Here is a 17,643-nt window from a genome sequence, read left to right on the forward strand (position 1 = left end):
GACGCCCCGCTGCGGTTGCCGCGGGGCGCCCCTTCACTGCCTGCTCATAGGTCTTCTTACTTATCTTCGAAGTATCGCGCCGGGATAACCCGACCGGCGCAGCTTGGCATGGGCGGAAACCAGGCGGTCCTGCCGCTGGAACGGCCCCGCATAGATCACCTTGAGCGCCTTGCCCTTGGAGTGCGCCGTGCCGGCGCTGACCGGCAGGCCCATCGCCTGTAGCCGCGCGATCGCGGCGCGCGCGTTGGCGGGGTCGCCAAAGGCGCCCACCTGCACGTAGCGGTGGCTGGCCGGGCGGGCCGAGGCGGGCGAGCGGCCCTTGGTCGAAACCCGCGTGCCGGCCGGTTCGGGCGCGGCGCGGCCCTTGGTGGCGAGATGGGCCTTTTGCTGGGCGTAGTCCGTATAGGGGTATTCGAGATGGGCGTAGCGGCCGGTCACGTCGCGGCCGGTGGACGTGTCGATCAGGCGGCGCGGCACGGTCTGGGTCCAGACCAGATCCATAGCCGCCTTGCCAGCAGCGGTGCCGCGTCCGCGGTTGGGGTTGAGCCGGTCGTCGGTCCACAGCGGCTTATAGCCTTTCGGGATCGCCACCTGCGCGGGGCGCTGCACCGCGACCCGCGGCGCGGGCTTGGCTGCAGCGGCAGTGCGGGGGGCGGTGGCCGCTTGCTGGGCGCGGGCCTGACCCTTGGGGCGAGCCTGCACTTTGGGCGCGGGCACGGGCGCGGCGGCGCTGGGGGCGGCCGCCTGCGGGCCGCAGCGCACCGGGTAGCGTGTGCCGTCGTTGATGTAGCGGCGGCTGAACGCGCCGGCGTTGGGGCAGACGGTCGAAGGGTCGCCCTGGGTGGCGCGGTAGGGGCGCGGACTGGGCGGCGGCGTGTTGGCGACCTTGCGCGTGGTCTCGGGCGCAGGCTTGGCGGCGGCGCGAGACGGGCGCGCGGCATCGACCTTCGGCGGGGCGGCCGTCTGCGCGACGGTGGGCAGCGGCGCGCCCGGGGCCTTGGCCCGGCGCGGCGCCGTGGTGGCCGGGGCCGGCGTCGGGGCAGGTTGGGCCTTGGCAAATGTCGGTTTGAAACCGCACAGCACCTTGCGGCCGCGGCTGACCCGCGGCACCCAGGTCACCTGCCCGGCATACCCCGCACGCAGATAAACGCAGCCCTCGCTGTCGATATATTGCCGGCCCTGGAAATCGGGCGGCGGAAATTCGGCGGGCCCGTCATTCTGGCGCAGGGTCTCGGCTGCGCCCATCGGGGCCATTACCAGCCATGCGGCCGTGGCAGCGACCGCAAACTTAACGATGAGCATTCTGTCCCCCAACAAAATATGGGGGTATGATGCCCTAACACCTACTAGGAGTAAAGCTGCAAATCGCTTATTTAGTGCCGAACATGCGGTCGCCCGCATCCCCTAGCCCTGGAACAATATATCCATGGTCATTCAGGCATTCATCCACAGCCGCTGTGATAATCGGAACGTCCGGGTGGGCCTCTTCCATCCGCGCGACGCCCTCGGGCGCGGCCAGCAGGCACAGGAATCGGATGTTGTTGGCGCCGGCCTGTTTCAGCAGGTCGACCGCCGCCGCAGACGAATTTCCGGTGGCCAGCATCGGGTCGACCACGATCACGACGCGCCCCTCCAGACCGTCGGGCACCTTGAAATAGTATTGCACCGGCTGCAGCGTCTCCTCGTCGCGGTAGAGCCCGACAAACCCCACCCGCGCCGACGGGATCAACTCAAGCACCCCGTCCAGCAGCCCGTTGCCCGCCCGCAGGATCGACACCAGCGCCAGCTTCTTTCCCGCCAGCACCGGCGCATCCATCTCGCAGAGCGGCGTCTCGATGCGGCGCGTGGTCATCTCCAGCTCGCGGGTGATCTCGTAGGCCAGGAGCTGGCTGATTTCGCGCAAGAGCTGTCGGAATACGGCGGTCGAGGTGTCCTTCTGGCGCATCAGTGTCAGCTTGTGCTGCACCAGCGGGTGCTTGACGACGGTCAGGTGCTTATACATCGGCGGTCTCCAGGCGTTTTGCGATCGCGTCTTTCGTGGCCTCGTCGCAGAAAGCGGCGGCCATCGCAATCCGGTTGATATCGGCAAAATCGGCCGCCTCCCAACCGAAGGCATCGGCCAGGCGGTCGTATTCGCCGGTCATCGTGGTGTGGAAAAAGGGCGGGTCGTCGGTCGAGACGGTCACCTTCACCCCCGCCGCGCGCAGCCGGTCGATGGGGTGGGCGCGCCAGTCGGGATAGAGGCCGAGCGCGATGTTGGACCCTGGGCAGACCTCCAGCACCGTGCCCGCCTCGGCCAGCCGGTCGACCAGCGCCGGGTCCTCGACGGCGCGCACGCCGTGGCCGATGCGCGAAACCCGCAGATCGTCGAGCGCCTCGCGCACCGAGACCGGCCCGGCCCATTCGCCCGCATGGGCGGTCAGCCCCAGCCCTGCCTCGCGCGCCATGTCGAAGGCATAGGCGAAATCGCCGGGGCGCCCCGCGGTCTCGGCCCCGGCGATGCCAAACCCGACCAGGAACGCGCCGGCCGTCTCGGCGGCGCAAAGGGCAGCCTGCCGTGCCTTGTCCGGCCCGAAATGACGGATGCAGGTGACGATTGCGCGCATGACGATGCCGCTGTCGCGCTCGGACGCCGCGGCGGCCTCTGAGATGGCGTCGAGGTACTCGCGCCAGGCCAAGAGGTCACGCCCGCCGCAGAAATCGGGCGAGACGAAGGTTTCGAGGTAGACCACGCCTTCGGACGCGGCGGCCTCCAGCACGGCCCGTGTCAGGCGGGCATAGTCCTCGGGCGTTTGCAGCACCGCCGTTGCCGCTTCGTAGACGCGCAGGAACGCGGTGAAATCGCGGTAGCGGTAGCCGCCCGCGGCGTCGAAGATGCCCGACAGATCGACATGACGCGCCCGCGCCATGTCGCGGATCAGCGCGGGCGGCGCGGCGCCTTCCAGATGCAGGTGCAACTCGACCTTGGGAAGCGCGCGCAGGCTCACAGAAAGCGCCTCCCTTCCCCGGGCGCGGGCACGTCCAGATGCGCCGCGACCGAGGCGGCGACATCGGCAAAGGCCACCAGCCCGATCTCGCGCTGGCCCACGCCTGCGCCCAGCACCGGCACCCGCTCGCGCGTGTGATCGGTGCCTGCCCAGGTGGGGTCGTTGCCGTGGTCGGCGGTCAGCAGCATCAGATCCGTTTTGCGCATCTTGCCGAAAATCCGCGGCAACGCACTGTCAAACCATTCCAGCGCACGGGCATAGCCCGCAACGTCGCGCCGGTGGCCGTAAAGGCTGTCGAACTCGACGAAATTGGCGAAGGTCAGGCTGCCGTCAGGGGCCTCGTCCATCAGGTCGGCCCAGTGGTCCATCAGCTCGGCATCGGTGCCCTTGCGCAGCTCGTCGATGCCCCGCATCGAGAAGATGTCGCCGATCTTGCCGATGGCCTGCACGCGGCGCCCCGCCCCCTGCACCGCGTCGCAAAGCGTAGGCGCAGGCGGCGCGATGGCGTAGTCGTGACGGTTCTTGGTGCGGGCAAAGCCGGTATCGGGCGACCCCACGAAGGGCCGCGCGATGACCCGGCCCACCTTCATGGCATGGACCATGGGCGCAATGTCTTTGCAAAGCTGCAAGAGCCGCTCCAGCCCGAACGCCTCTTCATGGGCGGCGATCTGCACCACGCTGTCGGCCGAGGTGTAGAGGATCGGCCAGCCGGTGCGAAGGTGTTCCTCCGCCAGCCGGGCCACGATCTCGGTGCCCGAGGCATGGCAATTGCCCAACGTGCCATCGGTGCCGGCCAGGCGGCGCACCTCGGCCAGCAGATCCTCGGGAAAGGCCGGCACCGTCTCGGGAAAAAAGGTCCAGTCCCAGGGCACCGGCACGCCCGCCAGTTCCCAATGGCCCGAGGGCGTATCCTTGCCCGGCGAAACCTCGGTCGCCGCGCCCCACAGCCCCCGCGCCGCCGCGTCTAGCCCGGGCACCGCCGCGCCCGAGGCCAGCCGGACCGCCGCCCCCAGCCCCAGCGCATCGAGATTGGGCAGCGCCAGCGGCCCCGCGCGCCCATCATCGGCGCGACCCTCGGCACAGGCCTGCGCGATATGCGCCAGCGTGTTGGCGCCCGTGTCAGGCGTGCCGTCATTGAAAAAGCGGCCGGCATCGGGAGCGCCGCCGCAACCCACCGAATCCATCACCACCAGAAATGCGCGGGGCATCAGCGCAGCCTCCGCTGCACCAGCGGCGGGATTTCGGGCTGGGTCTCGCCGATGGTGAACGCCGCGCGCACCTGCGCCTCGACGGCCTCGGCCTCCTCGACGCTGGCCGCGTGGATCAGCGCCAGCGGCAGGTCGGGGTTCACCCCCTCGCCCAGCCCTGCGATTTCCGACAGGCCCACGCTTGGGTTGATCTTGTCGCCCTCGCGCCGGCGCCCGCCGCCCAGCGCCACCACGGCAAGGCCCAGCGCCTCGCCGTCGATCGCCTGCACGATGCCCGCATCGCGCGCGGGCACCTCGTAGACCACCTTGGCCGAGGGCAGCCGGTCGGGCCAGCGTTCGACGAAATCCAGCGGCCCGCCCAGCTCGGCCACCATCTCGGCGAACCGCGCGGCGGCGTCGCCCGATTCCAGCGCCCTGGCGATGCGCCCCGCCCCGTCGCCGGCATCGGCCGCCAGCCCGCCCAGCGCCAGCGCCTCGCCACCCAGCGCGCAGGTGATGTCCCACAGGGCCGGGGTGACGCCGGTGCCGGTCAGCGTCTCCATCACCTCGATCACTTCCAGCGCGTTGCCGCAGCTTGCAACCAGCGGCTGGTTCATGTCGGTGATCAGCGCCGTGGTCATGCAGCCCGCGCCCTGCGCGGTGGAAACCAGCGCTTCGGCCAGCGCCTCGGCGTCATCCATGGTCTTCATGAAGGCGCCAGAGCCCACCTTGACGTCCAGCACCAATGCCTCGAGCCCCGCCGCCAGTTTCTTTGACAGGATCGACGCGGTGATCAGGTCGATGCTTTCGACCGTGCCGCTGACGTCGCGCACTGCGTAAAGCCGCTTGTCGGCGGGCGCGATATCGGCCGAGGCGCCGACGATGGCACAGCCGATCTGGGCGGTGATCGACTTGAGCTGCGCGATGCCGACCTCGCCGCGGTAGCCGGGGATCGATTCCAGCTTGTCCAGCGTGCCGCCGGTATGGCCCAGGCCGCGCCCCGAGATCATCGGCACGAACGCCCCGCAGGCCGCCAGAGCCGGGGCCAGCACCAGGCTGACGCAATCGCCGACGCCGCCCGTGGAATGCTTGTCCAGCACCGGGCCGGGCAGGTGCCAGTTCAGCACCTTGCCGCTGTCGCGCATCGCGCGGGTCAGGCCAACCCTTTCGGACGTGTCGAACCCGTTCAGCAGCACCGCCATTGCAAACGCCCCGGCCTGGGCATCGGTCACGGTACCATCGGCCAGACCGCCGGCGAACCACCGCAATTCGTCCTCGCCGAGGGTCTCGCCATCGCGGACCCGGGCGACGATGCCGCGCGCGTCCATCAACGCCCGCTCATATGGGCGGCGGAAAACGCCCCGGGCAAAAGCTCGGCCACGTTCATCACCAGCGTCTCGCCCGACAGCGTGGCCATGGTGACGCGCACATCCGGCGCGGCGAATTCTGCCAGCTTCTGCCGGCAGCCGCCGCACGGGGTGACGGGCGCCGGCCCGCCGGCGATGACCGCCACCTCGGCGATCTCGGTCTGGCCCGCGGCAATCATCGCGGCAATCGCACCGGCCTCGGCGCAGGTGCCCTCGGGCGAGGCGATGTTCTCGACATTGCAACCCAGGTGGACGGCCCCGTCGGCACTGCGGATCGCGGCGCCGACCTTGAAGTTCGAATAGGGGGCGTGGGCGTTTTCACGCACCTTGCGCGCAGCCTCGACAAGCATGTGGCGTGCCTTTCCATCGGTTTTCCGGCCAAGCTTGGGGCCGCGCCCGGCGGGATGCAAGGTGGTATCGGATCGGGGTCACGGACCCGCGAGGCAGACACGGCAAGACCGGCAGCCGGGAGAGGATCGGCATCGGTTCGGCGGCGGGCGCGTCGCGGCGCGAGCCCCAATTGCCCGATGTTAGCGCCCCCATGGGCCAAAACGTCCCGGTTTGTATCTTGCGCCGCACCTTCTGTCTGCGTAACAGAATTACCCAATCAAATCGGAGGATACCCAGATGAGCTATGCCGAGGTGTATGAGGGTTGGCAGAAAGACCCCGAAGGTTTCTGGATGCAGGCCGCCGAGGCGATCGACTGGGTCGAGAAACCCTCCAAGGCGCTGTTCGACGAGAACGCCCCGCATTACGAGTGGTTCTCGGACGGGATGGTGAACACCTGCTGGAACGCGGTGGACCGGCATGTCGAGGCCGGTCGCGGCGATCAGCCCGCCATCATCTATGACAGCCCCGTCACAGGCACCCGGAAATCCATTTCCTACGTGATGCTGCGCAATCGTGTGGCCCAGCTTGCCGGCGCGCTGCGCGCCAAGGGCGTGGAGAAAGGCGACCGGGTCATCATCTACATGCCGATGATTCCCGAGGCGCTGGAGGCGATGCTGGCCTGCGCGCGTCTGGGCGCGATCCACTCGGTCGTGTTCGGCGGCTTTGCCGCGCACGAGCTGGCCGTCCGCATCGACGACGCCAAGCCGAAATGCATCATCGCCGCCTCCTGCGGGATCGAACCGGGCCGGATCGTCCACTACAAGCCGCTTCTGGACGGTGCGCTGGAACAGTCCACCCACCAGCCCGATTTCTGCGTGATCTTCCAGCGCGAATACGAGGTCGCGCATCTGGAAGAAGGCCGCGACTACAACTGGCACGGCTTCCAGTTCGGCGTGCAACCCGCCGAATGCGTGCCGGTCGAGGGCAATCACCCGGCCTATATCCTGTATACCTCCGGCACCACCGGCCAGCCCAAGGGCGTCGTGCGCCCGACCGCCGGGCACCTGGTGGCGCTGAACTGGTCGATGAAAAACATCTACAACGTCGATCCGGGCGACGTGTTCTGGGCCGCGTCCGACGTGGGCTGGGTCGTGGGCCACAGCTATATCTGCTATGCGCCGCTGATCCACGGCAACACCACCGTCGTGTTCGAGGGCAAGCCGATCGGCACGCCCGATGCGGGTACGTTCTGGCGCGTCATCTCCGAGCACAAGGTCAAGAGCTTTTTCACCGCGCCCACCGCCTTCCGCGCGATCAAGCGCGAGGATCCGAACGGCGAATTCGTCAACAAGTACGACCTGACGGGGCTCAAGGCGCTCTACCTGGCCGGCGAACGCGCCGATCCCGACACCATCAAGTGGGCGCAGCGGATGCTGGGCGTCCCGGTGATCGACCACTGGTGGCAGACCGAAACCGGTTGGGCGATCGCGGGCAACCCTCTGGGAATCGAAAAGCTGCCGGTCAAGATCGGCTCCCCCTCGGTACCGATGCCGGGCTACGACGTGCATATCCTGGACGAAGGCGGGCACGAGGTCGGCGCCAACACGCTGGGCGCCATCGCCATCAAGCTGCCGCTGCCCCCCGGCACGCTGCCGACGCTCTGGAACGCCGAAGAGCGGTTCCACAAGTCCTACCTGAACCACTTCCCCGGCTACTACGAAACCGGCGATGCCGGCTACAAGGACGAGGACGGCTACCTCTACATCATGGCGCGCACCGACGACGTCATCAACGTGGCCGGCCACCGCCTGTCGACCGGCGCGATGGAAGAGGTACTGGCCGCCCACCCAGATGTCGCCGAATGCGCGGTGATCGGCGTGAACGACGATCTGAAGGGCCAGTTGCCCATGGGCTTTCTGTGCCTGACCAAGGGCGTGAACCGCAACCATGGCGAGATCGTCAAGGAATGCATCACGATGGTGCGCGACCAGATCGGCCCGGTGGCGGCGTTCAAACTGGCCTGCGTGGTGGACCGCCTGCCCAAGACGCGGTCGGGCAAGATCCTGCGCGCCACCATGGTCAAGATCGCCGACGGGGAAGAGTTCAAGATGCCCGCCACGATCGACGACCCGGCGATCCTCGACGAGATCGCCGACGCACTCAAGGCGCTCGGCTTCCCCAAGGCGGCCTGAGGCCGCCGGCATCGGCGGGGCGGCCCAGGCCGCCCCGTATGCGACAGTTCGGCTCACCTATCTTTTTAGACATGTTGGTTCGGACCTTGCGGTCAAGGTACTAATGCGCAGTGCAACCTGCGCGAGTATTTCCATGCCGCCGTCCGCTACTTCAGAGGGCCCCGCCGAACCGGCCGCCAAGGCGCCGGTTTTCGGCGCCGCCGCCCTTCACGACGCCGAAACCCAGCGCAAGCGGGCCCAACTGCTGGGCCACGACATGCGCGCCGCGGTCACCGACATTCTGGGCGGGTTGTCGCTGGCCGATCTCGGCCCGCTGGACGATGCCTCGCGCCTGCAACTCGAACGGGTACGCAGCGCCGCTGCGCAACTCTCGCGCCTGACCGACGAGACGTTGGCCTTTTGCACCGGCGATGCGCCGGCGCTCCGGGGCGATCGCCCGACATTCCCGCTGGTCCCTTTCCTGTGCGATATCGCCAACCGCTGGACGGCCCATGCCCGCGAAAAGGGCCTGAGCTTTACCTTCGATTGGTCCGAGGACCTGCCGGCCACCATCGGCACCGACCTGACGGCGCTGGAGCGGATTTTGTCCAACCTTCTCGGCAACGCGATCAAGCATGCCGGCGCCGGCAGCATTTGCATGACCGCGGACATGGGCCCCTGCGAAAGCCTGGTTCTCGGGGTCCGCGACAGCGGCCCGGGCTTTTCCGACGAGGCGCTGGCGCGGCTTTTCGAGTATCAGGGCCGCCCCGAGAACGGGGCCAAGCCTGGCTCGGGGCTGGGGCTGCATATCGTGCGCGACCTCGCCGCGGGGATCGGCGCGCAGATGCAGGTGGCCAACCATTCCGGCGGCGCGCTGGTCTCGCTCAGCCTGCCGCGGGCGGCCTGGGCGCCCGGCGTCACCGCCCCCGCCGCGGCGCGCGAGCTGCCCGACCTGACCGGCCAGCGGGTGCTGGTAGCCGAGGACAGCCCGACCAGCCAGTTGCTGATCGGCCAGATGCTCGACCGGCTGGGGGCAGAGTACGCGCTGGCCGAGGACGGGCGCGCGGCGCTCGATGCGCTCGACCAGGGCGGGTTCGACCTCGGGCTTATCGATATCGAGATGCCCCAGCTTTCCGGCATCGACGTGATGCAGGCGCTGCGCGCGCGCGGCGGCGCCTCGGCCGACACGCCGATCCTTGCCATCACCGCCTTCGTGCTGAGCGCCAACCGCCAGGAGATCTACGCCGCCGGCGCCGATGGCATCCTCGCCAAGCCGATCATGAGCCTGGAATCCTTTGCAGAGGCCATTGCCCGTGTGCTGGAAAAGCGCACCCAGCGCCCCGAGGCCGATCCCGCGCCGCCCCAGGTCGGCTTTGACCAGTTGCATCTCGACCGGCTGCTGGCGATCTCGGGCCCGGCGGCAGGGCGCGAGCTGCTGGAGCGGTTGCAGGACGACCTCGGCGCGGTCGAGGCCGGGCTGCGCGAGGGCATCCTCCGCGCCGACCTGGCACAGTTGCGCGCACGCACCCACGTGCTGATCTCGCTGGCCGGCGCGGTGGGCGCCGAAGCGGTGCAATCGGGCGCCGAGGCCCTCAACGCCGCCGCCCAGCGCAGGGACGACCGCCGCATCGCCTCGCTCGGGCCCGCGCTGGCCGACCGGGTGGGCCGGCTGACCGCCGCGCTGGCCGAGGAATACGAGCGCCGGTACCGAGAGCCCGCGACGTGAGCCCGCCACTTCTTCTCATCGAGGACACCCCCTCGCTGCAACTCGTCTACGAGGCGGTGCTGCGCAATGCCGGACACGAGGTGATCAGCGCCTCGACGGCGCAAGAGGGGCTCGCCCGGTTCCGCCGACTGCAACCCGAGGTCGTGCTGCTCGACCTGATGCTGCCCGACCGCCCCGGCCAGGACCTGCTGGAGGACCTGCTGAAGCTCAGGCCGGCGACCCGGGTCATCGTGGTCACCGCCAACGGCTCGATCAACCGCGCGGTCGAGGCGATGCGCGCGGGCGCCTACGAGTTTCTTCTCAAGCCGTTCAACGAGCAGCGTTTCCTTCATGCGATCGACACCGCGCTGGCCGAGACCCGCGCGAACCGCCCGGCCGGCCGGCCAGTCTATGCCGCGCCGCCGCCAGAGGGGTTCCTCGGCCGGTCCGACAAGATGCGCGCGGTCTACGACCGCATCACCTCGGTCGGGCGGTCGATGGCCACGGTCTTCATCACCGGCGAAAGCGGCACCGGCAAGGAGCTCTGCGCGCAGGCGGTCCACACCGCCTCGGGCCGCGCCTTCGGGCCTTTCGTGCCGCTCAATTGCGGGGCGATCCCGGCCGACCTGCTGGAGTCCGAGGTCTTCGGGCATCTCAAGGGCGCCTTTACCGGCGCGCTCGCCGACAAGCCCGGCGCGGCGGCGGTGGCCGATGGCGGCACGCTCTTTCTCGACGAGATCTGCGAGATGGATCTCGGCCTTCAGACCAAGCTGTTGCGGTTTCTGCAGACCTCGACCATCCAGCCCGTGGGCGCGGCGCATCCGCGCAAGGTCAACGTGCGCATCGTCTGCGCGACCAACCGCGACCCGCTGGAAGAAGTCCGCCAAGGCCGGTTTCGCGAGGATCTCTACTACCGCCTGCACGTGGTGCCGATCCACCTGCCGCCGCTGCGCGAGCGCGGCGAGGACGTGGTCGAGATCGCCGAGACCGAACTTGCCCGGCTCTCGGCCGAGGAGGGCCGGTCGTTCACCGATCTCTCCGACGAGGTCAAGGCGCTGTTTCGCCGGCTGCCCTGGCCGGGCAATGTACGGCAACTGCTCAACGTGCTGCGCAACGCGGTGGTTCTGAATGACGGCCACCAGGTGACGCTGGACATGCTGCCGATCGAGTTGCACCACGCCCGCGAAGGTCTCGCGGCGGCCGGCACGCCCCTGCCCCCGGCGCCCCTGCCGAACCAGGCCGACGGCTTTGCCGGCAAGACCCTGGCCGAGATCGAGCGGCTGGTGATCCAGGCGGCGATCGACCGACATGGTGGCTCGATCCCGCAGGCCGCGCGCGAACTCGACGTCTCGCCCTCGACGATCTACCGCAAGCGCGACAGCTGGTCGAAAACCGACTGCGCGAGTTGATCTCGCCTGCTGGCGGCGGTGGCCGTGACGCGGGTGCGCCTCAGACGAACTGTTCGCGGATCAGCCGTTCTTCCAGCCCGTGGCCCGGGTCGAACAGGATGCGGTGGGCGATGGTCGGCTCGCTCGTCACCTCGACGCTGGTCACCACGCCCGCGCCGCGGCTGTCGCCCTCGGCCATGACCGGGCGCTTTTCCGGCTCCAGCACGTCGAGGCGCACGGTCGCGGTCTTGGGCAGGAGCGCCCCGCGCCAGCGCCGCGGCCGGAACGCGGCCACCGCGGTCAGCGCCAGCACGTCGGACCCGATGGGCAGGATCGGCCCGTGGGCCGAATAGTTGTAGGCGGTAGACCCCGCCGGGGTGGACACCAGCGCGCCGTCGCAGACCAGCTCTTCCAACCGCACCCGGCCATCGACCGAGATGCGCAGCTTGGCCGCCTGCGGGCCGGCGCGCAGCAGGCTGACCTCGTTGATCGCCAGTGCCTCGTAGGGTGTGCCATCGGGGCGGATGGCGCGCATCATCAGCGGGTTGATGATGGCCTCTTCGGCGGCCTCCAGCCGCTCGATCAGCCCGTCCTCGTGATACTCGTTCATCAAAAAGCCGATGGTGCCGCAATTCATCCCGTAAACGGGCGTCTCGAGATGCTGGGTGCCGTGCAGCGTTTGCAGCATGAACCCGTCGCCGCCCAGCGATACGATGACCTCGGCCTCCTCGGGCGGCACCTGGCCGTAGCGGCCGGCGAGATGGTCCAGCGCGGCGGCGGCGATCTCCGACCGGCTGGCCAAAAAGGCGATCCTTGCGATCCCGGCCATGGCTATGCGTCCCCTTGCCCCTCGCGCCAGTCTTTGCCCGGCGCGGGTCGAAACACAAGGCCCGCCCGCTGCCGCGGCCATGACATCGCCGGCCCGACAAGAGGCTTTTGCCCGGCGCCCAGTTCCGATAAACCCCGGCTATCCGGCCCGTGCCGCCTTCAAGGAGATGCCCCATGAATGTCGAGCCCCGTGACCAAGGCTTTTTCACCGAAGATCTTGCGACCCGCGACCCAGAGATCGCCAAGGCCATCGGCCTTGAACTCGGCCGCCAGCGCGACGAGATCGAACTGATCGCCAGCGAGAACATCGTCAGCCGCGCCGTGATGGCGGCGCAGGGATCGGTGATGACCAACAAATATGCCGAGGGCTATCCCGGCAAGCGCTACTATGGCGGCTGCCAGTTCGTCGACATCGCCGAGACGCTGGCCATCGAGCGGGCGTGCAAGCTGTTCGGCGTTGGTTTTGCCAATGTCCAGCCCAACTCGGGCAGCCAGGCCAACCAGGGCGTCTTCACCGCGCTCCTGCAACCCGGCGACACGATCCTGGGGATGAGCCTCGATGCGGGCGGCCACCTGACCCACGGAGCCAAGCCCAACCAGTCGGGCAAATGGTTCAACGCGGTGCAATACGGCGTGCGCGAGAGCGACCTGGAGGTCGACTACGACCAGATCGAGCGGCTGGCCAAGGAACACCAGCCGAAGATGATCATCGCCGGTGGCTCGGCCATCCCGCGCATCCTCGACTTCCCGCGCTTCCGCGAGATCGCCGACATGGTGGGCGCCTATCTCATGGTCGACATGGCCCATTTCGCCGGGCTGGTGGCCGCAGGGCTCTACCCCTCGCCCTTCCCCCATGCCCATGTCGCCACCACCACCACGCACAAGACGCTGCGCGGCCCCCGCGGCGGCATGATCCTGACCGAAGACGAGGCGCTGGCGAAAAAGTTCAACTCGGCCATCTTCCCCGGCATCCAGGGCGGGCCGCTGATGCACGTGATCGCCGCCAAGGCCGTGGCCTTCGGCGAGGCGCTCGATCCCGCCTTCAAGGCCTACCAGGAGCAGGTGATCGCCAACGCAAAGGCGCTGGGCGCGGCGCTGGTCGATGGCGGGCTCAGCCTCGTGACAGGCGGCACCGACAGCCACGTCCTGCTGGTCGACCTGCGGCCCAAGGGGGTCAAGGGCAACGCCACCGAAAAGGCGCTGGGCCGGGCCCATATCACCTGCAACAAGAACGGCATCCCCTTCGACACCGAAAAGCCGACGGTCACCAGCGGCATCCGCCTGGGCAGCCCCGCCGGCACCACCCGTGGCTTCGGCGAACCGGAGTTCGGCCAGATCGGGCGCTGGATCACCGAGGTGGTCGACGGGCTGGCCGCCAATGGCGACACCGGCAACGCCGCTGTTGAAGACAAGGTCAAGGCCGAGGTGCTGGGCCTCTGCGCCCGCTTCCCGATCTACCCCGCGCTTTAGGCGGCGCACCGGCCCCCGCCGCGGCGGGGGCCAAAATGCCTGCGCACCAATTCCTGGCGCGGGTGGGGCCGTCCACCCGTCAGACGCCCCCGCGCCACGCCAGAAAGCCCGCCAGCGCCGCGCCGAGCAGCAGCAGGTTGACGGCAAGCCCGGCCAGCACGCCCAGCGCCGCCCCCTTGCGCCGGTCCGCCATGTCGATGCCGTCGAGATATGCAACCAGCCTGTTGCGCGCCTGCCGCAAGCGCGCCATGTCCACCTGGCGCGACAGCCTGGGGTGATCGGCCCGTTTCAGCGCCTCGGCAAGCGCCGCACCGTCGCGCCGCCGAGACCGCGGCAGACGCCGCCCGGCATGGCGCAGCCGCGCCTCCAGCCCGGCACCGCGCGCGCCCAGCTTTTGCCCTAGCCGCGCGCTGACCGCCTCGGCCATCTCTTCCAGGCTCTCTGCCATTGCGCCCCCCCGTGTCCTGCGCGCCCTCATCATAGGGCGCCTGGTCCGCGCGCTTCAACATGGCTGGCCCCGCGCGGCGGCGCGGGATATGAACTGACCATGCTCAACACGATCCTCCACGGCCAGCCGGGCGCGGCCCCGCCGCTGGTCATCGCCCATGGCCTCTTCGGCTCGGCCCGCAACTGGGGCGTCATCGCCAAGCGGCTGTCCGACACCCGCCCGGTCGTCGCCGTCGACATGCGCAATCACGGCGACAGCCCCCGCGCCGACAGCCAGAGCTATGCCGCCATGGCTGACGACCTGGCCGGCGTGATCGACGCCCATGGCGGGCGGGCCGACATTCTGGGCCATTCGATGGGGGGAAAGGCGGCGATGGTGCTGGCGTTGCGCCAACCGCAGGCGATCGGCCGCCTGATCGTCGCCGACATCGCGCCGGTGGCTTACGGGCACACGCAGGCGCACCTGATCCATGCGATGCGCGGGCTCGACCTGTCGGCCGTGTCGCGCCGGGGCGAGGCCGACGCCGCGCTGGCCGCCGAGGTGGACGACCCCGGCATCCGCGCCTTCCTGCTGCAATCGCTGGACCTGAAATCCAAGCCACCCCGTTGGCGGCTGAACCTCGACACGCTCGAGGCCGAGATGGCGCGCATCATCGGCTGGCCCGACGATCTTTCCGGCCATTTCGGCGGCCCCGCGCTTTTCCTCTCGGGCGCCGCATCGGACTATGTGCGCCCCGAACACCGCGAGACGATCAAGGCGCTCTTCCCCGCGGCGCGCTTTGCCAAGCTGCCGGGCGCGGGCCATTGGCTGCACGCCGAAAAGCCGCGCGAGTTCGAGGCCGCGGTGCGCGCATTTCTCGAACTTGCGTGACATGGGCCGCACCGGCGCAAGGGCGCGCGGCGCGGCGGCATGCGGCGGCGCGCGGCCTTTGTCGGCTCAGTCGGCCGGCGTCACCATCTTGGTCATCGTGCCGTCCTTCTTGACGAACTGCCCGGCCAGGGCGGCCAGCACGTGCAGCACGATCAACAGCAGCATCACCGTTTTCAGCACCTCGTGGACCGTCCCGAAGGCGGCCGAGGTCTGCGACCAGGCGATCATGCCCGAGATCGGCAACAGGATCAGCAGCGCGTAAAACAGCCCGTACATGGCCCGGGCCACCTTCACCTGCATCTCCGAATGCGAGGGGTCGGGCGCCGGCACGCCCCGGGTGAGGCGCAGCACGATGCGCCAAACCACCAGCACCGCAATCGCGAGCCCGGTCACGATGTGAAACCCGGCCAGCGGGGTCAGGCTGGTGCTGCCGGCCTCCAACCCCTCTCGAAAGGCCGACCCGATACCGTAATTGAACACGAACTGCAGCGCCACCAGCGCGACGACTGCCCAGTGCAGGCGGATCTGCATCCGCGAATAACCATTGACCGCCATGGATCTCCTCCGAAATTTTGCGCGTCAGTTGGGGCCGGCCCCGATGGGACCGGCGGTCAGTAGAGGGCGCGGGTCACCTGCCAGGTGACCGGCACTGCCAGTACGAACCCCACGGCGGCGGCGGCGAGGATCGGCACCAGCGTCCCGTAGCCGGCGACGAGGACGGCGACGACGCCCACCCCCATCAGCGTGGATGAGATCATCGAGAACAGCAAAGTCGCAAGGCGGAACGTGACGCACCCCGGTGAGATACCGAAAACCGCGCGGACGCTAGGCACGTTTTCCCCGCGCCGTCCTTGACATGGCGCAAGACCGGATCAGAAGCTCCAGACCCGCGTGCTGCGATGCATAAGCGCCTTGGCCATCGCCGGGGGCTCTGCCACGGTGACGCCCTCGATCAGCGCCTCGGGGGTTGCGCCCTTGCCCGGCAGGTAGATCGCGCAGACCTCGGCCTTGGCGCCGGCCTTGATGGCGGCCATCAGCGCGCCCTGGGGGCTCATGTCCTTGGGCGGCTGGCCGGCGGTGGCGCTCTCGGGGGCCTCTTTCAGGGCAATGTCGGCGGCCGGGCCACAGAGCATGACGCGCACATTGGCGCCCTGCTGCAGCGCCTGCAGGGTCAGCACCATGCTCATCAACTGGGTCTGGGGGTTCTCGGCGGTGACCACGTTCACCAGCCGGTCGGCCTGTTGCGCCGCGGCGGGACCCGCGGCGAGAAGGGCGGCGAGGGCGAGGGCCTTGAGGGTGTTCATGTCGCGCTCCTTTGCGAGGAATGGTTGAGTGAAGCGCTTATATAATATATATCTGAATTACATCATATGTCGAGATGCCGCGGTTTGACCCCGGTCAAGCGGTTCCGGAGCGCCCCATGCTATGCTGGTCCCGGCAAAGGAGACCGGCGCCATGATCAGCATTGACGATATCGAAGACATGACCAGCCTGACCCGCGAGGAAATCGCGGCCATCGCGGCCCATGAACATTTGCCCGATCTCAACGCCTCGGCGCTGGGCGATTACATGATGCACATCCATCACGGGCCGCAAAAGGTGCAGGCGATGATCTGCGACGACATCCGCGATGCGCTGCACGCCGACGACGTGCCGAAGGCGCGCGAGCTTTACGCGGTGCTGCACCATTTCATCGCAGATCACCCCGAGGCGGTGCGCGGGGCCGAATAGCCCTCAGGCCCCGTCGGCCTCGGCCTTGGTGGCGTGCTCGGTGCCCGGCGCGTGTTCGGGCGGGCTGTAGGTGGTGTAGAGCTTCAGCGGCCCGTCGCCGGTGTTGACGAAGTTGTGGTAACAGCCCGAGGGCACGAAGCTGAGGTCGCCCTCTTTCACCGGCGTCTCGGTCTCGCCGATCTTGGCGCGCCCCTCGCCCTGGACGAAGACGAGGATCTGGTCGTGCCCTTCATGCACCTCGCCGCCGATCTCGCCCCCGGGCGGGATCGCCATCAGCACCAGCTGGGTCTTGTCGCCGGTGTAGATCACGTCGCGGAACTCGGTGTTGTCCTTGGCCATCGTCACGATCGGCAGGGTGGTCTTGCGTGTCTCGGTCATGCCAAGCCTCCTTTCGGCTGGAAAATGCGTCACACTTCGGGCGCGCCGGGGCGCGGGATCGGGCCCTTGGCGCGCTCGGCGCGGCGGTGGTCCCATTCCGGGTCGCGCCGCTTGATCCGGCGCGAGACCATGTAGGCCCCCGGCCAGGACAGCAGGAAACCCGCAGCGGCGGCCCCGCCGATGGCGGCCCAGTTGTAATAGCCCATCGCCAGAACGGCGATAACGAAGCCGCCGGTGACGAGCGCCCCGACAGCAAGGGTAAGGACCAGGCTCAAACGGTCCATGATAAGCCTCCTTTCAGCACTAAAACGCGCGAAGAAGGCCGATGTTCCGTGTCCGGCGCGGGCGCGGGCGATCAGACCTCGGGCAGGCCCGCGCGCAGGGCCGCGCGGCGCTGGTCGTCGGGGGCGCGGCGGGCCCAGGCGCTGTCGTTCTCCTTGATCCGGCGCGAGACGATGTAGGCCGCGGGCCAGGCCAGCACGCAGCCGATGCCGGCGCCGATGGCGACGGCGATCCAGCTGTAGAAGCCCAGCGAGAACATGACGATAACGAGGAACCCGGTGATCACAGCCCCGGTGACGGGGGTCAGCATGATGCTGAGACGGTCCATGGAAGCCTCCCTTTCTGGTGTTGCGGGAGAGATACGTGCGTCAGTCTGTCGCGGATCGGTCGGGGGTCATAACGAGGGCGTGAGCCCCGTAGGGTGGGTGGCAACCCACCATGGGCGATATCACGATGCATGGTGGGTTGCACCCACCCTACGCTTGCTGGAAAGTTCATTC

20 protein-coding genes are annotated in these 17,643 nt (G+C 68.7%); 6 read left to right on the forward strand and 14 right to left on the reverse strand.

Translation table 11 applies throughout. From position 1 onward, the window contains the following. Nucleotides 1–60: 60 nt before the first annotated feature. The 6 genes from Ga0609869_RS16940 to Ga0609869_RS16965 all read right to left on the reverse strand — a co-directional run bounded on the left by Ga0609869_RS16940 (nt 61) and on the right by Ga0609869_RS16965 (nt 5,891). Nucleotides 61–1,302, reverse strand: coding sequence for an SPOR domain-containing protein (locus Ga0609869_RS16940; RefSeq protein ID WP_170168762.1), 1,242 nt, complete (start codon nt 1,300–1,302; stop codon nt 61–63). Nucleotides 1,303–1,369: 67 nt separating this feature from the next. After that, on the reverse strand, nt 1,370–2,002 hold the full coding sequence (gene upp / locus Ga0609869_RS16945; RefSeq protein WP_125403663.1) for a uracil phosphoribosyltransferase: 633 nt from the start codon (nt 2,000–2,002) through the stop codon (nt 1,370–1,372). Then, on the reverse strand, nt 1,995–2,987 hold the full coding sequence (locus Ga0609869_RS16950; RefSeq protein ID WP_125403664.1) for an adenosine deaminase: 993 nt from the start codon (nt 2,985–2,987) through the stop codon (nt 1,995–1,997). The genes upp and Ga0609869_RS16950 overlap by 8 nt, the downstream gene beginning before the upstream one ends. After that, nucleotides 2,984–4,195, reverse strand: coding sequence for a phosphopentomutase (locus Ga0609869_RS16955; protein WP_125403665.1), 1,212 nt, complete (start codon nt 4,193–4,195; stop codon nt 2,984–2,986). Before Ga0609869_RS16955 ends, Ga0609869_RS16950 begins: the two co-directional genes overlap by 4 nt. Continuing rightward, complete coding sequence (locus tag Ga0609869_RS16960; protein ID WP_125403666.1) at nt 4,195–5,502, reverse strand: thymidine phosphorylase; 1,308 nt, start codon at nt 5,500–5,502, stop codon at nt 4,195–4,197. The genes Ga0609869_RS16955 and Ga0609869_RS16960 overlap by 1 nt, the downstream gene beginning before the upstream one ends. Next, complete coding sequence (locus Ga0609869_RS16965) at nt 5,502–5,891, reverse strand: cytidine deaminase (protein ID WP_125403667.1); 390 nt, start codon at nt 5,889–5,891, stop codon at nt 5,502–5,504. Before Ga0609869_RS16965 ends, Ga0609869_RS16960 begins: the two co-directional genes overlap by 1 nt. A gap of 277 nt (nt 5,892–6,168) precedes the next feature. Here Ga0609869_RS16965 and prpE point away from each other — a divergent pair, with 277 nt between their 5' ends. The 3 genes from prpE to Ga0609869_RS16980 all read left to right on the forward strand — a co-directional run bounded on the left by prpE (nt 6,169) and on the right by Ga0609869_RS16980 (nt 11,157). Next, nucleotides 6,169–8,064 carry a propionate-CoA ligase PrpE gene (gene prpE / locus Ga0609869_RS16970; protein ID WP_125403668.1) on the forward strand — a complete coding sequence of 632 codons (1,896 nt, stop codon included), beginning with the start codon at nt 6,169–6,171 and terminating at the stop codon, nt 8,062–8,064. Nucleotides 8,065–8,197: 133 nt separating this feature from the next. Further along, complete coding sequence (locus tag Ga0609869_RS16975) at nt 8,198–9,769, forward strand: response regulator (protein ID WP_170168763.1); 1,572 nt, start codon at nt 8,198–8,200, stop codon at nt 9,767–9,769. Continuing rightward, nucleotides 9,766–11,157 (forward strand): sigma-54-dependent transcriptional regulator, encoded by a 1,392-nt coding sequence (locus tag Ga0609869_RS16980; protein WP_245972128.1) that lies wholly within the window; start codon nt 9,766–9,768, stop codon nt 11,155–11,157. The genes Ga0609869_RS16975 and Ga0609869_RS16980 overlap by 4 nt, the downstream gene beginning before the upstream one ends. 40 nt (nt 11,158–11,197) lie before the next feature. On the opposite strand, the gene Ga0609869_RS16985 is transcribed toward Ga0609869_RS16980, so the two are convergent. Continuing rightward, nucleotides 11,198–11,965: an NAD kinase gene (locus Ga0609869_RS16985; protein ID WP_125403671.1), complete on the reverse strand. Its 768-nt coding sequence runs from the start codon at nt 11,963–11,965 to the stop codon at nt 11,198–11,200. Between the two features lie 173 nt (nt 11,966–12,138). Between Ga0609869_RS16985 and glyA the strand changes: the two genes are divergently transcribed. Beyond that, nucleotides 12,139–13,434 (forward strand): serine hydroxymethyltransferase, encoded by a 1,296-nt coding sequence (glyA, locus tag Ga0609869_RS16990; protein ID WP_125403672.1) that lies wholly within the window; start codon nt 12,139–12,141, stop codon nt 13,432–13,434. 79 nt (nt 13,435–13,513) lie between these two features. Here the strand turns inward: glyA and Ga0609869_RS16995 are convergent, their stop codons facing one another. Next, on the reverse strand, nt 13,514–13,882 hold the full coding sequence (locus tag Ga0609869_RS16995; RefSeq protein WP_125403673.1) for a hypothetical protein: 369 nt from the start codon (nt 13,880–13,882) through the stop codon (nt 13,514–13,516). Between the two features lie 99 nt (nt 13,883–13,981). Here Ga0609869_RS16995 and Ga0609869_RS17000 point away from each other — a divergent pair, with 99 nt between their 5' ends. Then, entirely contained in the window at nt 13,982–14,752 is a 771-nt protein-coding gene (locus Ga0609869_RS17000) for an alpha/beta fold hydrolase (RefSeq protein WP_125403674.1), read from the forward strand. A 66-nt stretch (nt 14,753–14,818) separates the two neighbouring features. Here Ga0609869_RS17000 and Ga0609869_RS17005 read toward each other — a convergent pair whose 3' ends face one another. The 3 genes from Ga0609869_RS17005 to Ga0609869_RS17015 form a co-directional block, all read right to left on the reverse strand. Then, nucleotides 14,819–15,307 carry a cytochrome b gene (locus Ga0609869_RS17005; RefSeq protein WP_125403675.1) on the reverse strand — a complete coding sequence of 163 codons (489 nt, stop codon included), beginning with the start codon at nt 15,305–15,307 and terminating at the stop codon, nt 14,819–14,821. A 56-nt stretch (nt 15,308–15,363) separates the two neighbouring features. Continuing rightward, nucleotides 15,364–15,510 carry a CTP synthetase gene (locus tag Ga0609869_RS17010; RefSeq protein WP_125403676.1) on the reverse strand — a complete coding sequence of 49 codons (147 nt, stop codon included), beginning with the start codon at nt 15,508–15,510 and terminating at the stop codon, nt 15,364–15,366. Nucleotides 15,511–15,624: 114 nt separating this feature from the next. Then, nucleotides 15,625–16,056 (reverse strand): DsrE family protein, encoded by a 432-nt coding sequence (locus Ga0609869_RS17015; RefSeq protein ID WP_125403677.1) that lies wholly within the window; start codon nt 16,054–16,056, stop codon nt 15,625–15,627. Nucleotides 16,057–16,207: 151 nt separating this feature from the next. On the opposite strand from Ga0609869_RS17015, the gene Ga0609869_RS17020 reads away from it, so the two are divergent. Further along, nucleotides 16,208–16,483 (forward strand): hypothetical protein, encoded by a 276-nt coding sequence (locus tag Ga0609869_RS17020; RefSeq protein WP_125403678.1) that lies wholly within the window; start codon nt 16,208–16,210, stop codon nt 16,481–16,483. A 3-nt stretch (nt 16,484–16,486) separates the two neighbouring features. On the opposite strand, the gene Ga0609869_RS17025 is transcribed toward Ga0609869_RS17020, so the two are convergent. The 3 genes from Ga0609869_RS17025 to Ga0609869_RS17035 form a co-directional block, all read right to left on the reverse strand. After that, entirely contained in the window at nt 16,487–16,861 is a 375-nt protein-coding gene (locus Ga0609869_RS17025) for a cupin domain-containing protein (RefSeq protein WP_125403679.1), read from the reverse strand. A gap of 29 nt (nt 16,862–16,890) precedes the next feature. Next, on the reverse strand, nt 16,891–17,145 hold the full coding sequence (locus Ga0609869_RS17030) for a hypothetical protein (RefSeq protein WP_125403680.1): 255 nt from the start codon (nt 17,143–17,145) through the stop codon (nt 16,891–16,893). A gap of 71 nt (nt 17,146–17,216) precedes the next feature. Next, nucleotides 17,217–17,471: a hypothetical protein gene (locus tag Ga0609869_RS17035; protein WP_125403681.1), complete on the reverse strand. Its 255-nt coding sequence runs from the start codon at nt 17,469–17,471 to the stop codon at nt 17,217–17,219. Between the last annotated feature and the right edge of the window lie 172 nt (nt 17,472–17,643).

Source organism: Rhodovulum iodosum, from assembly GCF_041020385.1.
GTDB classification, from domain to species: Bacteria; Pseudomonadota; Alphaproteobacteria; order Rhodobacterales; family Rhodobacteraceae; genus Rhodovulum; species Rhodovulum iodosum.

Excerpts from the sequence above, each read along its gene's own strand:
- Ga0609869_RS16940 (WP_170168762.1), bottom strand. The coding sequence starts at position 1,302 with ATGCTCATCGTTAAGTTTGCGGTCGCTGCCACGGCCGCATGGCTGGTA.
- Ga0609869_RS16985 (WP_125403671.1), bottom strand. The coding sequence starts at position 11,965 with ATGGCCGGGATCGCAAGGATCGCCTTTTTGGCCAGCCGGTCGGAGATC.
- Ga0609869_RS17005 (WP_125403675.1), bottom strand. The coding sequence starts at position 15,307 with ATGGCGGTCAATGGTTATTCGCGGATGCAGATCCGCCTGCACTGGGCA.
- Ga0609869_RS17025 (WP_125403679.1), bottom strand. The coding sequence starts at position 16,861 with ATGACCGAGACACGCAAGACCACCCTGCCGATCGTGACGATGGCCAAG.
- Ga0609869_RS17020 (WP_125403678.1), top strand. The coding sequence starts at position 16,208 with ATGATCAGCATTGACGATATCGAAGACATGACCAGCCTGACCCGCGAG.
- Ga0609869_RS17035 (WP_125403681.1), bottom strand. The coding sequence starts at position 17,471 with ATGGACCGTCTCAGCATCATGCTGACCCCCGTCACCGGGGCTGTGATC.
- upp (WP_125403663.1), bottom strand. The coding sequence starts at position 2,002 with ATGTATAAGCACCTGACCGTCGTCAAGCACCCGCTGGTGCAGCACAAG.
- Ga0609869_RS16955 (WP_125403665.1), bottom strand. The coding sequence starts at position 4,195 with ATGCCCCGCGCATTTCTGGTGGTGATGGATTCGGTGGGTTGCGGCGGC.
- Ga0609869_RS17015 (WP_125403677.1), bottom strand. The coding sequence starts at position 16,056 with ATGAACACCCTCAAGGCCCTCGCCCTCGCCGCCCTTCTCGCCGCGGGT.
- Ga0609869_RS17030 (WP_125403680.1), bottom strand. The coding sequence starts at position 17,145 with ATGGACCGTTTGAGCCTGGTCCTTACCCTTGCTGTCGGGGCGCTCGTC.
- Ga0609869_RS16995 (WP_125403673.1), bottom strand. The coding sequence starts at position 13,882 with ATGGCAGAGAGCCTGGAAGAGATGGCCGAGGCGGTCAGCGCGCGGCTA.
- Ga0609869_RS17000 (WP_125403674.1), top strand. The coding sequence starts at position 13,982 with ATGCTCAACACGATCCTCCACGGCCAGCCGGGCGCGGCCCCGCCGCTG.
- Ga0609869_RS16960 (WP_125403666.1), bottom strand. The coding sequence starts at position 5,502 with ATGGACGCGCGCGGCATCGTCGCCCGGGTCCGCGATGGCGAGACCCTC.
- Ga0609869_RS17010 (WP_125403676.1), bottom strand. The coding sequence starts at position 15,510 with ATGATCTCATCCACGCTGATGGGGGTGGGCGTCGTCGCCGTCCTCGTC.
- prpE (WP_125403668.1), top strand. The coding sequence starts at position 6,169 with ATGAGCTATGCCGAGGTGTATGAGGGTTGGCAGAAAGACCCCGAAGGT.
- Ga0609869_RS16965 (WP_125403667.1), bottom strand. The coding sequence starts at position 5,891 with ATGCTTGTCGAGGCTGCGCGCAAGGTGCGTGAAAACGCCCACGCCCCC.
- glyA (WP_125403672.1), top strand. The coding sequence starts at position 12,139 with ATGAATGTCGAGCCCCGTGACCAAGGCTTTTTCACCGAAGATCTTGCG.
- Ga0609869_RS16975 (WP_170168763.1), top strand. The coding sequence starts at position 8,198 with ATGCCGCCGTCCGCTACTTCAGAGGGCCCCGCCGAACCGGCCGCCAAG.